Below are 13,158 nucleotides of genomic sequence, written 5' to 3'. Positions count from 1 at the left end.
TTGGTTTTTTTATCAATAATATGTATAGTCTCAGTAAGATTTTTAAAAATACTAATGTTTTTTTGTAATTCAGATACACCTATAACCACTCTATTCTCCAATATATATATTTTGTTTATTATATATATATTTTAATTAGATAAAGATTAAATAAAACTCGGAGCATCATTAGCAAACAGAATCAAATCCCCTGCTCTAGTCTCCTCCACCAACATCTCCTGCATCTTATCCTTACTCTCCAACTTCACCAACTTACTCTCATCCACATGGTCTCTAAAGATACGGTAGTTCAAATCCCCAGTCACAACCACCAAATCAAAAACCTCATTGGCTCGTTGGGCAACTTGAACATTGAACTCATCATCAACTTCAACTAAACCAGGGGTGATGAGAACTTTTCGCCCCTCATAGGTAGAAGCCAGATTGAACCCCTCTAACATCCCATCAATATTTCCATTAAAGCTATCATCTATAATAACCTTGCCACCTGCGTCCATTCTTTGAAGTCTATGTGCTGTGGGTTTTAGTGTCTCTAGCTGTTTTTTGATGGTCTCATCATCCATACCTAATGCTTTTGCTACTTTTATAGATACTGCTATATTCATCGCATTAAACGAACCCAAGATATTGACATGATACTCTTCCCCATCCATCTCAAAGTCCAAACCATCAAGAGTTGCTCTGATATTTGAAATCTCTTTCCCAAAACTATGCACAATCTTCTCAGGTTTCACCATCGCAGAGTCATGTACCCAAGCCTCTTGAAGTCTATCAGATGAGAGAATCTCCATCTTGGTATTTCGAATATTTTCCAAATTTCCAAAATACTCAATATGTGCAGGGCCAATCTTTCCAACTACTACAAGATGAGGATTAACAAACTCTGAAATCTCTTTTATATCCCCTTTGCCCCTAGCACCCATCTCTACAACATAAACCTCTGTGTCCGTTGGTAAATCATCATTGATATCTTTGAGTACTCCACCAAAAGTATTGACAGAACGAGGAGTTGGATATGCTTTGTATTTAGCTGATAAGATATGAGCAATATAGTTTTTGATACTGGTTTTGCCATAACTAGCCGTAATCCCAACTACTGTCATATTCTCCATAGACTCCAACTTCTTCTCAGCTTTCACTTGAAAACCTCTAAAAAGCATCGCTTCCATCATCATTGAGATGAGATACGACAGAAGAATAGGGATAAGAACAGCATAACTACCATACTCCATCCCTGTAGTTAACATAACGGTAAGGGCAATAAAGAAAACCAAAGAGGCAAAAAATCGTTTAACTCTGCCTGTAAATACCAATGGTTTGTCCTGTTTTGCTCTCCACTTGTACAGCATCCCAATATATACCACCGTCACAATAATACTAAGATTCAACTTGCTCAAAAAGAAGTATCCCAACAAAGGAACAATAAAATAGGTGATGTGCCACCAACTCTTGGTATGATGAAAAATCACCCTCTCCAACTTGTAACTGTACCACTGCATATTGGTCATAAAGTAGTAGCCGAGGGCTAACACAAAAAGTATATTGCTAAGTATCTCTATCTGAATCATCTGATGCCTTTAATTTGAAAAAGGTATTATATCAGCAATAGATATTGAGGTTACTTACTACTTAAATCTTCACTAAAAAGCAGGTAGAGATGGGTCAGGATTTTGAATTTTTTCTCTATACTTATCTATATCAATATTTTGGGATATATACTCTCCATGTAGATACTCTAAATTAGATATTAATCTATATTTAAAATCACCATCATCAATAACTTTGGTATCAATGATTTTAGACATCAAGTGTAGATTTGGAAAGTGGGTTAACAACTCATCTTTTATAGGAGAGTTACTCCAAAGAGCTATTTTTTTACTATCAGAGATATTATTTAAAGCAAGTACCTGCTGTATAGCATTCTCACTAGAGTAAGAGCTATTGCTCTCCTCTAAAAGTTTAAAATTATTAAATTTATGACTCAAAGTGTCATATTCTAAAAATGCATAAATAGCAATAACCTCTACTAGGAATATAATTAATTGCATTAGAGGTCATTCCTTAAAGTTTTATTAAATTATATCATTAATATACTTACATAGGCTGATTATTATTTAAAAGAAGCTTTAATATCCAATATAATTTATTCTACTCCACTGTAACAGATTTTGCCAAATTTCTAGGCATATCCACATCATTCCCAAGCCTAATGGAGACCTCCAAAGAGAGCAACTGTGTCACCACCATCATCTCAAAAAACTCCAACATAGGATGAGAATCATATTTGGTTTGAATAAAGTCATCGGCTAGTTCAAACGGTTCTGGAGAGATAGCCAAGATAGTAGAGTCTCTAGCACTTAACTCCTCTACATTTGATTTGATTTTATCATAATGGAGACTTCTAGGCATAAGGGCAATAGTAAACAGTTCGCTATCAGCCAAAGCGATAGGTCCATGCTTCATCTCTCCTGCTGGATAACCCTCAGCGTGAAGATAGCTTATCTCTTTAAGTTTCAATGCTCCCTCTAGGGCTAATGGGAAAAATATATCTCTACCTATAAAGAAAAAACCGTGACCATGCAGGTATCTTTTTGAGAGTCTATGCAGTTTCTCATGCAGTCTGTCTGTCACTAGCAGAGCTTTTGGCGTATGACGCATCGCATCTAGTTCTGATTGTAGTTTCTCTTTACTAACACTATTTTTTAGCTCTGCGACATAGAGCGTTAACATCCAAAGTACCATAGTCTGTGTAGCAAATGCTTTGGTACTAGCAACACCTTTTTCAATCCCTGCTCTGGTCAAGATAGCTCTGTCACTCTCTCTTACGATAGATGAGTTATCAACATTACAGATGCTCAAACTCTTTAATCCTGCTCTTTTTGCCATCTTTAGAGCCTCTAGCGTATCGGCAGTCTCACCACTTTGAGAGATGGTAATAAAGAGCGTATCATCTTTAAGCAGAGGCTCCTTGTATCTAAACTCCGAAGCAATCTCCACTTGACAAGGGATTTTGGCTATTCTCTCTAGTAGATATGAGCCTGTTAATGCCGAGTGGTAGCTAGTTCCACATGCACAGATTTTGATATTGTTAATACCCTCAAATAGCTCAACTCCTAGCTCCTCAAACTCAACTCTATCATCTAAAACACGACCCATCATCGTATCATTCATGACATCGCTCTGCTCATATATCTCTTTTTCCATAAAGAATCTATAGCCATCTTTTTGAGCCATAGCTTTGTCGGTTGCTAGTGGTTTTTTGGTGAAATTCTTCTCTCCATTGGCATCAAAAAGTTTGACTTCCCCATCTTTTGCATAACCATACTCACCATCTTCCAAGTAATAAACCTCTGTAGCCATACCAATAATAGGTGTATCTGATGAGGCAAAATAGACATCTTCACCATCAAAACCGATAAGCATAGGTGAGCCATTTTTTGCAAAAAAGATAGTATCAGGTTGAACTTCTGTCACCAAAAGTGTGGCATATGCACCTTCTAATTTATTGATTGTTTTAGTAAAAGAGTCAAATCCATCACCTTTTTTCTCACAATAACTCTCAAACAGATGAACAATCGTCTCTGTATCAGTTTGACTCAAAAAGTTAACACCCTGCTCTTGAAGCTCTACTTTCAACTCTTGATAATTCTCTATGATACCGTTGTGTACCACAAAAGAGTACTCCCCTAGATGTGGATGTGCATTAAGCTCTGTTGGTTTCCCATGTGTAGCCCAACGAGTATGACCAATAGATACACCAAAACCATCACTCTCATAATCTTTAGTCTTAGCTCTTAGATTCTCTAATTTTCCTATGGCTTTAAAATGTTTGAGTTGTCTGTTTTCTATAATAGCGATACCTGCTGAATCATAGCCACGATACTCTAACTCCTGTAAACCATCTAGCAAAATCTCTTTTTTCTCTTTTTGTCCTACATATCCTACGATTCCACACATATATACTACTCCGTTAGTTCTTTAATTATAAAGTCGGTATTATGGCAAAAATTTCCATTCTTCTCGATTAAAAATAGGTCATTAACTCTGTTAGTTTTTGTATGAATTTTAGCAGAACATATATCAATACCCAACTTATCAAATATAGAGATAATATGAGAGAGCAACCCTTTTCTATTGCTACAGTGCAACTTCATCATCCCATGCTCTTGAGAGTGGTTGCAGTCGATGGTTACCGCTTTTTTATCTATATTTGGATTTTCTAGGTTCAGTTGATGGACTTTTTTTAATGCTTCTCGTATAATATTTTCAATCAAAAGAAGCTCATCTTCATCAGCCATCTCATTAAAATCTATCTTAAAATATTTCACCCCGTCAAATAGTTTACAAATATCCATATTAACAATATCAAGTCGTCTAAGTCTATATAACAGATAACTTAAATCCAGATTATCTTTTCGTATCACCTCAATAGTCAAAAATCCATTATTATCAATACTAAAACTATAATCTTCTATCTCCCTTGCTGTTTTTACAATCTCTATAATTTTTCCTGAGCTATATTTCATAAATAGCAAATCAGAAGGGATGCGTAGAATCTTTTTTTGAAATAGACGAGAAAATTTCATGAACTCTGAATTATTCTGCAAAATTTTCTCTTTTTTTAGTCGTTTATTGGTCTCATAGAGTTTTTCCCCACAGGAGATTGCTCTATTGGATTGAGTATAGAGTGTACGAAGAAGTCTTGCATTGAAATCATTATAAGTCTTGACTCCAACGGCATTCATATCAGAATAGGTTAACAGATATATGAAGTCTAACTCCAGTTTGGTTGGAAATCTTGATGCGAACCTTAAAATGGTCTGCTCTGTATGGAGGTCTTCGCGTTGGGCTGTACTGCTCATAATACTATGGTAGAGAATCAGATTAGTTCCTATCTTTATCTGCTTTTTGGAAAAAAGTAACTTCTCTGCAAAGTTTTTAAATAGTTTTGCACCGACTATAGCATGTTCTTCTCTTCTGCCTTTCCCTGCATCATGTAGCAGTGTTGCAAATTTAAGAAGAGCCTTCTCCTCAGGTTTCAACGAATCATAAATTGATTTAAGCGTTGTATCTTCTATATTTTCCAAGTTTTGAAGTGCTTTGAGTGAATGAATCCCAACAGCATAACGATGATAGCCATCAAACTGTGGGAGATTGATAATCTGCTTCATGGGACGCATAACATACCCCAACAGATTAGTATCCAAAAGTGGTTTGAGTATATTAGAACAGTGAGTTTTAGAGAACATTTTGCGAACAATCGTATATATATCTTCATTGACTGTTTTGGGTTTTGAAGCACGACTAAGTGCCAATAGAAAAGTTGGATGAGCCTCAAAAGCCATATCTCCTGCATCGCAAAGTTGACCAAGAAGTGATTCAAATGAATCATCTATCTCTTTTGGTCTCAACATATGACTCTTATCATCATTATCCAGAGCATCTGTCCATATAGTTGTATGTAGCTTAATGACCTTTAGACATCGAGTGACCTCTTTTGCAAACTTCATATGCTCTCTCTCGTTATATCCAAGATATTTAGCTATTTGAGGGATAAGCTCCAGTCGTACTCTATCCTCTTTTTTCCCTCTGCTAAGATGTAGAGCAGAGCGAACTCTAAAGAGAAACTCTTGTGCTATATGAAACTCTCTGTACTCCTTGTCTGCCACTATATCTTTTGGTAGGTCTCTAATTCGCGTTACATTATAGAGAATATTTCCTAGCCAATAGACAAGATTAGCATTACGAAAACCACCAACCCCCTCTTTTAGATTTGGCTCCATCGTCATAGGAAATCTTTTATGTAGATTTCTCATCTCCTCTATCTTTGCTTCTATAAACTCCTCTTGTTTATAGTGGCGAATTCTATTAAGTTCATTCTCTACCTCTGTCCATAGGTATTTTGACCCCTCTACAAAACGAGACTCTATCATGGATGTTTTGATAGTTATATCTGTCTGCGAAATATCAAAAAGCTCATCTACTTCATGTACTCTATGCCCTAGCTTAAGACCTGTATCCCAAAGAATATAGAGAATCTTCTCCATCATCTCCTTTGTGTGATAACCCTGAACATCTTTATAGACAATCATCAAATCAATATCAGAATGCACACAGAGTTGCTCTCGTCCATAACTTCCCAAGGCAACAAGAGTAATCGGCAGAGCATGTTTGGTTGGAGCGTAAGTTGTGCCAAACATCGAACGCGTTGCTATCATATAGACCATCTCTATTAGAGTATCTATCTTATGAGTATGTTTAACCAAAAAATCTTTTCCACCTGAGTTAGCAAAGCTCTCCTCCAAGGTTTCAAAATAGTTTTTTATATCTTTTTTCAAGACTTTTGCTATCTCAAAATCCTCTGCCTCTGCATACAACAGGGTCTCAATTTGCGATTTTATTTTTTCCATTTTATCTTCTCCTAGAGGCACTTAAAAAGTTGTGAATTCCAACCCAAATTTTACAAAAAAATTGATTATATCAAAAACAATTAAAAATAAAGAGTAGTTTAATTTTAATTCGATATTATTTCGTTACAAATAAAAATTATTATTTAAAATAAGGAAAAAATATGATCGTAACAAACAAAGCTCCAGACTTTACAGCAACAGCAGTTCTTGCCAATGGACAAATCGTTGAAGATTTCAACTTAATGGAAAACCTAGGTGAAAAAGGTGCAGTACTTTTCTTCTATCCACTAGACTTTACATTTGTATGTCCTTCCGAAATTATTGCATTCTCAAAAAGAGCGGCTGATTTTAGAGAGAGAGGCGTAAATATTATCGGTGTATCTGTAGATAGTCAATTTTCACACTTCGCATGGAGAGAGACACCAGTAAACCAAGGTGGTATCGGTAGAGTTGATATGCCACTTGTAGCAGACCTCACAAAACAGATTGCTAGAGATTACGATGTTCTTCTTGACGATGCTGTTGCTCTTAGAGGTTCATTTCTAATTGATGCTGATGGTACAGTTAGACACGCAGTAGTCAATGACCTGCCACTTGGTAGAAATATTGATGAGATGATTAGAATGGTAGATACCATGTTGTTTACTAACGAGCATGGTGAAGTTTGTCCTGCTGGTTGGGTAAAAGGTGACGAAGGTATGAAAGCAGATACAGAAGGTGTTGCAGAGTATCTTGCAAAACACGCTGACGACCTATAATCGTAGGGGTAGACCGATGTGTCTACCCATTATAAATAAAATATAAAGACAAAAAATCATGACAGACTACATAACACTACTAAAAGAGAATGATTTAAAAGCCACTATCCAACGAACTAGTATCTTAAAATCAATCGACCACGCGGGACATATCAATATCGATGAGATATACGAAGATGTCAAAGAGCAACACCCTACGCTATCCCTAGCGACCATCTACAAAAACATAATCCTAATGCAACAAAATAATGTCATTATCGAAGTACCAATGAACGGCGAAAAATCAAAATATGAACTCAAAAAAGATGACCACATCCACCTCATCTGTCAATCATGTGGAGAGATTCGAGATACCGAGATAACCAAAGAGAGAGAGCAGATACTAACTATTGAAAACTTTCAACTCAACAACGCACAGATAAATCTCTATGGACTCTGTCACAAATGCCAAAAGATATAGAAGAGAATGCTCTCTTTATAGCAGACGCACACTATCCTCACTATGGTGATGAGTTCTTAAACATTTTAAAGGATTTAGAGAGTGGAAAATTAACAACCCCTCAACTCTTTCTTATGGGTGATATTTTTGACCTACTATTTGGATACAATAAGTATATCAAAACTTTTTCAGAAGAGGCGATAGCACTACTTCAAGAGTTATCAAAAAAGATAGAGATTCACTACCTAGAGGGCAATCATGACTTCTGTCTAAAAGAGATTTTTCCAAATATAAAAATCTACAGCAGAGAAGAGCAACCTATTCGATTTAAATTAAACAATCAAACCGTATATTTAGCTCATGGCGATTTACATAAGACAGGCTTTGGCTATGATTTATATTGCAAAGTACTTAGAAACAAAACTACACTTACTCTACTTAGACCTTTTGAAAAACAGATTATTGACCATCGTATAAAAAAACTAAAAACTAAAAATATATGTAGAGACTTTATAGGATACCAAAAAAGATTCGATGCAATCATCAAACAGTATCCAAAAGGTTCTCTTATTATCGAAGGACATTTTCATCAAGGAGTAGTACATAAAAACTATATCTCTCTACCCTCTTTAGCGTGTCAAAGAGAAGTGGGAATGGTTATTAATGGAGAATTAATATTAATTATCCTTTAATACTTTTTATTCTATAATTCTATCTTATTTTAATAATAAAAGGAACAAATACATGAAAAGTTATAAACTTCTAGCTACCTCACTAGTAGCAACCTCACTTCTATTTGGAGCAACTTCAACACTAGACACAGCAAAAAAGAGTGGTCTCGTAGCCATTCCTGAAAGTAAAGCAGATCTTTCAAAACTTATTGATCCTGACAAAACCATAACTGATGAGAGAGTAGAACTGGGCAAAAAACTATTCTTTGAACCAAGACTCTCAAAAAGTGGCATCATCTCCTGTAACACCTGTCACAACTTGGGTCTAGGAGGAGCAGATGGTGTCTCGGCCGCTGTTGGTCACAAATGGACAGCCAACCCTCACCATCTCAACTCTCCAACTGTCTATAATGCAGTATTTTTCAAAGCACAATTTTGGGATGGAAGAAGCCCACACCTAGAAGACCAAGCACAAGGACCAATGCAAGCAGGCCCAGAGATGGCATCTCCAAAAGAGCTAGTAGAGAAGCGAATCAACTCCATTCCTGAGTATGTTGCAGAGTTCCAAAAAGCTTATGGTAAAGATGTCAAGATAGATTTTGAGAAGATTACAGCGACGATTGGTATCTTTGAGAGAACTCTTGTGACACCATCAAGATTTGATGACTTTTTAAATGGCAAAAAAGATGCACTGAGTGTTGCAGAGCAGAAAGGTCTAGAGACATTCATAGCCAAAGGGTGTACAAGCTGTCACAACGGTATAGCACTCGGTGGAACCATGCAACCATTTGAGTTGGCAGGAAAATACAAATTTGCTGATGTAGGTGACTTCAAAGGTGATGCAAAAGGTATGGTAAAAACACCAACCCTTAGAAATATCACTGAAACTGCTCCCTACTTCCACAATGGTGCTATCTGGAATCTATCAGATGCTGTTAAAGAGATGGGAAGTACACAACTTGGTATCAAGATTACAGATGCAGAGACAGATGAGATTGTTACTTTCTTAAAAGCACTTAAAGGTAGAAAGCCTGAAGTTACTTATCCTCAACTTCCAGAGAGTACAATGACAACTCCACAGCCTGATTTCAAATAAATTTAACAAGAGCCTTTTAACTAAGGCTCTTTCACCTTAAAATATATCAGCTTTCGCTTGACACCCAACCTGAACTAAAATAGGCTCCTCCAGATCAATCCTTGCCGCAGTCAACCTTCCCCCCCAAACACAACCTGTATCTAGTGACAATACATTGGAGTCTTGATAATATCCCAAAGTAGACCAGTGACCAAATATAATCTTCATCGCCATAGACCTGCGAGAGGGACAAGCAAACCAAGGTTTTAGACCTTTTGTCATAACTTTATATTCAGTAGGCTCACCTTTCTGTTTGAAATTCAACTCTCCATCATCTTTGCAAAAACGCATACTTATAAAAGAGCTTAAGATATACTTCTCTATATCCAGAGACCTAGCTCTAGCATTAAATCTATTGGAACTTTTTTTATGCATATGTTTGAGCCACGCCTTATAGTTTCGCCCTCGTAGCTTCTTCTCTATCCGTGAAGCATGTCGTATCGCCATGCCAAAATCGAACTGTGGAGAGATACCTGCATGAGCCATAGCATATCCAAGCCTATAGTCCCAGTGTAAAAATGGTTGATGTCGTAACCAATCGATAAGCTCTTGGGCATTTGGAGCTTCTAATATGGGGATAATGGTTAGATGTGGTCGCTTAATACCTGCATAGGCAGAGATGAGTGCTATGTCATGATTGCCAAGAACAACTTTGATGGAGTCTTTGATAGAGTATAGATAGTTCAAAACTTCTAGAGATTTATCACCACGACTAAGCAAATCTCCAGCTATCCATAGCTCATCCTCTGCAACATTGAACTTTATCTTTTTCAAAAGTTCCTGTAGAGAATCATAACATCCTTGAATATCACCAATTGCCCAAACTGCCACTTAGATTCCTAATTTTTTTTTATAAACTATTATTTTATTTTCTAATGACATCTTAGCATAAGCACTTGAAGGAGAAGGCAAATAGTCTGTTTCTATATCTAAATAGTCAAAATGTAACTTAAAGAGTCTCTCGGATAATCGACCTGTAAAAGCTATTTTTCTGATACTTGGATGCTCCTCTAAAAATGAAACTATATTGTTAACTTCAATATCTTCTAACGAGCTATCCAAGGAGTTATCACGACTACAATTTGCCACCATATCCCAAAGAGCTATCTTTGAAACTTTGAGCAACCATATCTTCTGGTCACGATTGTTAATAGGGTAGCTTGTCACAGCAGAGAGTATTTTCCAAAACTGATTGCGTGGATGAGCGTAATAGAATGCTTTGTCAAATGAGTCTATGCTAGGGAATGAACCTAATATCAAAATCTCGCTATCTTTGAAAACGATAGGCTCAAACGGATGCTCTAATTTTTCACTTTTCACTATTTACTCCCTTTTGGTGCGTTAGAAAACGCACCCTACTCACTAAACTGTATCGGTCCTTCCCCACTACCATTAAGCAACTGCCTCACATAAGGATTGGTCGTATTTTTAAAAGCCTCATTATCTGCCCACTCTATAATCTCACCCTCAAACAGAAATGCCAAATAATCAGCAGATTTGAAACTCTCTTTCATATCATGGGTAATCAAAACAGAGGTAACCCCAAGCTCCTTTTGCAACTTCAAAATCAACTGCGTAATCAAATCACTAGTAATTGGGTCGAGACCTGATGTTGGTTCATCATAGAGTATAATTTTTGGTTCCATAATAATTGCTCGTGCTAATCCTGCTCTTTTTCGCATACCACCACTAAGCTCATTGGGAAAAAGCTTTGATACTCGTTCAGCATCAAGCCCTGTCATATTTAACATCTTCATCACTTTAGCTTCAATCTCTTTTTCAGAGAGTTTAAAGTGTTCTCGCAGAGGAAAAGCAACATTATCAAAAATATTCATACTATCAAACATCGCCCCATCCTGAAAAAGATAACCGATATGTTTACGAACAGCCCTCAACTCTTTTTCTGAACAGGTAGCCACATTGACACCCTCTACAAATATATCTCCTGCCGTCGGTTTCATAAGCCCTACAATATGTTTGATAATCGTAGATTTACCACCACCAGAGAGACCCAATATAACAGTAGTTGACCCCTCTGGAAAGATAAGATTTACATTGGAGAGAACCTCTTTTGTTCCAAAGACTTTTTGCAGTCCTTTTATCTCTATAAGTGGATTCTTCTCATCAAACTCTATCTTCTCTTTGGTCTCTATTATATCCATCTATCTCAATGCCTTTTTCAGATTCAAAATCAGAAGAGCCAAGGTGGCAAAAGCAAAAATCTTGAAATTTATCTCACTCCCTTTATGGGTATTTAGAAAAGCATCACTCTGTGTCATCGCCTCACCTGCAAGTTGCATCTCTATAATATCAGGGATATAGTATGAGGTAAAGAGCAACCCAGTAGCTATTACCAAAAATGCTGATATAAGAGTCCATCTATCACTCTCAAAAGCTTTCCACTTTGTTGCTTCATAGATGAGTATGAAGAAAACTGTGAAATTGACTAGAAATCCCAACTTTTGGAAGTTTACAGTCATAATAAGTCCCTCTTGGAAATTTGAGAGTAGCTCTCCACCCAAAAGTGACTCGGAATGAAAAATAGTTGGGGCTACTACGATTCCTGCGAATAGTCCTGCTCCGAGGACTGCTCCTAGTGTTATTATGTATGTTATTGTTGCTATTCTGAAAATCTTTTTTGTCATGGTTGGTTTCCTATGTATTGTTGGAATTCATTTTCAAGATGTATGTTGTCTCTGATAATCCATCGTTTGAATGCTGTAAAAGCAGAACGCTTACTCAAATGTTCTTTTATTTTAACCAAAAAGTATTCATTATCTTGATTTTCATAATAATCAAAGAGTAAATTTTGAAAAACTCTTAACTCTTTTAATAATGAACTTCTAAGACTACTACTTTCTAGAGCTTTTTGAGCTGTATGCTCTCCATTAAAACATTTTTCTAATAACTCTTTTGTCTCTTCTGCTTTGTCTGAGACAATTAAAACTTTAAAAATAGGTTTCTCTTTTGGCATAGGTTGACAATAGTAGTGTATCGATGTATCTACATAATCAGATAAAACCGTACAGTTTAACAAATTATCAAATGTTGTAGATTTTATATCATTACAATGTCTACAACTAAGAAAAAGATTATTCCAACTAAGCCTTAATTGTCTATCCCCTTGATGTGAAATAAAATGTTCAATATTGATATTTTGAGGCTCTTTCTCTTCACAAATATAACATTTATTACAAAAATCTTTTTCTAATCTATCTAAAACTTCTTGACTGTTGTGAGTATTTGATATATTCGGTGCAGGTTGAGATTTTTCAAAATAGACCATTAAAGTGCCTTGAACATATTTCTTAATTTAATCTCATTTAGTTTAACGGCTAACTCATCTGACATAAAAGTTGGTACAGTATCAAAATATTTTTTTAACTTATAATATTCGTCCTTTTCATTATCAGATAAATTATCCCTATCAGCCAATTTCTCAAATATCTTAATTTTATCTTTAAGCTCTTTAGAATATTTATCGCTATCAAAATAACTTTCAATAAGTGCATCATAGGAGTAACTTGATAAATCAGTTGTAACAAATCTCTTTTCTAAATCATAAATAACTGTATTAGATAATGACGACAACACAAAAGGACTATGAGTTGTTACTATAAATTGGATATTTGGGAAAAAGCTTGTAAGTAGTGGTAAAATACTTTTTTGAAGTTCCACATGAAGATGTGTTTCTATTTCATCTATTAAAACAATTCCTTCAATATCCAAACTTCTTGATTTAGTA

General features: G+C 35.9%; 14 protein-coding genes. 4 read left to right on the top strand and 10 right to left on the bottom strand.

Features of this window, described 5'->3' with window-relative positions:
- Window positions 1-146: 146 nt before the first annotated feature.
- From GSY74_RS08605 to GSY74_RS08590, 4 genes are all read right to left on the bottom strand, one after another.
- Window positions 147-1,568, bottom strand: coding sequence for a UDP-N-acetylmuramoyl-tripeptide--D-alanyl-D-alanine ligase (locus tag GSY74_RS08605; protein ID WP_164664699.1), 1,422 nt, complete (start codon window positions 1,566-1,568; stop codon window positions 147-149).
- 72 nt (window positions 1,569-1,640) lie between these two features.
- Window positions 1,641-2,048 carry a hypothetical protein gene (locus GSY74_RS08600; protein WP_164664698.1) on the bottom strand — a complete coding sequence of 136 codons (408 nt, stop codon included), beginning with the start codon at window positions 2,046-2,048 and terminating at the stop codon, window positions 1,641-1,643.
- Between the two features lie 100 nt (window positions 2,049-2,148).
- Window positions 2,149-3,957 (bottom strand): glutamine--fructose-6-phosphate transaminase (isomerizing), encoded by a 1,809-nt coding sequence (gene glmS / locus GSY74_RS08595; RefSeq protein ID WP_164664697.1) that lies wholly within the window; start codon window positions 3,955-3,957, stop codon window positions 2,149-2,151.
- A gap of 5 nt (window positions 3,958-3,962) precedes the next feature.
- A complete protein-coding gene (locus GSY74_RS08590; RefSeq protein ID WP_164664696.1) occupies window positions 3,963-6,410 on the bottom strand; it encodes an HD domain-containing protein in 2,448 nt (815 codons plus the stop codon).
- Between the two features lie 161 nt (window positions 6,411-6,571).
- Between GSY74_RS08590 and GSY74_RS08585 the strand changes: the two genes are divergently transcribed.
- Genes GSY74_RS08585 through GSY74_RS08570 form a run of 4 tightly spaced genes read left to right on the top strand, consistent with a single transcriptional unit; the run spans window position 6,572 to window position 9,374 of the window.
- On the top strand, window positions 6,572-7,168 hold the full coding sequence (locus tag GSY74_RS08585) for a peroxiredoxin (protein ID WP_164664695.1): 597 nt from the start codon (window positions 6,572-6,574) through the stop codon (window positions 7,166-7,168).
- A gap of 58 nt (window positions 7,169-7,226) precedes the next feature.
- Window positions 7,227-7,628: a Fur family transcriptional regulator gene (locus GSY74_RS08580; protein WP_164664694.1), complete on the top strand. Its 402-nt coding sequence runs from the start codon at window positions 7,227-7,229 to the stop codon at window positions 7,626-7,628.
- Window positions 7,613-8,299: a UDP-2,3-diacylglucosamine diphosphatase gene (locus tag GSY74_RS08575; protein WP_164664693.1), complete on the top strand. Its 687-nt coding sequence runs from the start codon at window positions 7,613-7,615 to the stop codon at window positions 8,297-8,299. The genes GSY74_RS08580 and GSY74_RS08575 overlap by 16 nt, the downstream gene beginning before the upstream one ends.
- Window positions 8,300-8,351: 52 nt before the next feature.
- On the top strand, window positions 8,352-9,374 hold the full coding sequence (locus GSY74_RS08570) for a cytochrome-c peroxidase (protein WP_164664692.1): 1,023 nt from the start codon (window positions 8,352-8,354) through the stop codon (window positions 9,372-9,374).
- A 36-nt stretch (window positions 9,375-9,410) separates the two neighbouring features.
- Here the strand turns inward: GSY74_RS08570 and GSY74_RS08565 are convergent, their stop codons facing one another.
- From GSY74_RS08565 to GSY74_RS08540, 6 genes are all read right to left on the bottom strand, one after another.
- Entirely contained in the window at window positions 9,411-10,244 is an 834-nt protein-coding gene (locus GSY74_RS08565) for a symmetrical bis(5'-nucleosyl)-tetraphosphatase (protein WP_164664691.1), read from the bottom strand.
- Entirely contained in the window at window positions 10,245-10,733 is a 489-nt protein-coding gene (locus GSY74_RS08560; protein ID WP_164664690.1) for a DNA-deoxyinosine glycosylase, read from the bottom strand.
- A 35-nt stretch (window positions 10,734-10,768) separates the two neighbouring features.
- On the bottom strand, window positions 10,769-11,575 hold the full coding sequence (locus tag GSY74_RS08555) for an ABC transporter ATP-binding protein (protein ID WP_164664689.1): 807 nt from the start codon (window positions 11,573-11,575) through the stop codon (window positions 10,769-10,771).
- Entirely contained in the window at window positions 11,576-12,058 is a 483-nt protein-coding gene (locus GSY74_RS08550) for a DUF4149 domain-containing protein (RefSeq protein ID WP_164664688.1), read from the bottom strand.
- Window positions 12,055-12,699 (bottom strand): HNH endonuclease, encoded by a 645-nt coding sequence (locus GSY74_RS08545; protein WP_164664687.1) that lies wholly within the window; start codon window positions 12,697-12,699, stop codon window positions 12,055-12,057. The genes GSY74_RS08550 and GSY74_RS08545 overlap by 4 nt, the downstream gene beginning before the upstream one ends.
- A partial coding sequence (locus GSY74_RS08540) for an AAA family ATPase (protein WP_164664686.1) occupies window positions 12,699-13,158 on the bottom strand: 460 nt, incomplete at its 5' end. The genes GSY74_RS08545 and GSY74_RS08540, both read right to left, overlap by 1 nt.

Source organism: Sulfurovum sp. bin170 (assembly GCF_010892395.1).
Classification (GTDB): Bacteria; Campylobacterota; Campylobacteria; order Campylobacterales; family Sulfurovaceae; genus UBA1140.
The sequence above is the reverse complement of the archived record's forward strand: the minus strand, read 5'-3'. Positions and strand labels throughout refer to the sequence as shown.

Bases quoted from the DNA above. Each gene is read 5' to 3' on its own strand.
- GSY74_RS08605 (WP_164664699.1), bottom strand. From the start codon at position 1,568: ATGATTCAGATAGAGATACTTAGCAATATACTTTTTGTGTTAGCCCTC.
- GSY74_RS08600 (WP_164664698.1), bottom strand. From the start codon at position 2,048: ATGCAATTAATTATATTCCTAGTAGAGGTTATTGCTATTTATGCATTT.
- glmS (WP_164664697.1), bottom strand. From the start codon at position 3,957: ATGTGTGGAATCGTAGGATATGTAGGACAAAAAGAGAAAAAAGAGATT.
- GSY74_RS08590 (WP_164664696.1), bottom strand. From the start codon at position 6,410: ATGGAAAAAATAAAATCGCAAATTGAGACCCTGTTGTATGCAGAGGCA.
- GSY74_RS08585 (WP_164664695.1), top strand. From the start codon at position 6,572: ATGATCGTAACAAACAAAGCTCCAGACTTTACAGCAACAGCAGTTCTT.
- GSY74_RS08580 (WP_164664694.1), top strand. From the start codon at position 7,227: ATGACAGACTACATAACACTACTAAAAGAGAATGATTTAAAAGCCACT.
- GSY74_RS08575 (WP_164664693.1), top strand. From the start codon at position 7,613: ATGCCAAAAGATATAGAAGAGAATGCTCTCTTTATAGCAGACGCACAC.
- GSY74_RS08570 (WP_164664692.1), top strand. From the start codon at position 8,352: ATGAAAAGTTATAAACTTCTAGCTACCTCACTAGTAGCAACCTCACTT.
- GSY74_RS08555 (WP_164664689.1), bottom strand. From the start codon at position 11,575: ATGGATATAATAGAGACCAAAGAGAAGATAGAGTTTGATGAGAAGAAT.
- GSY74_RS08550 (WP_164664688.1), bottom strand. From the start codon at position 12,058: ATGACAAAAAAGATTTTCAGAATAGCAACAATAACATACATAATAACA.
- GSY74_RS08545 (WP_164664687.1), bottom strand. From the start codon at position 12,699: ATGGTCTATTTTGAAAAATCTCAACCTGCACCGAATATATCAAATACT.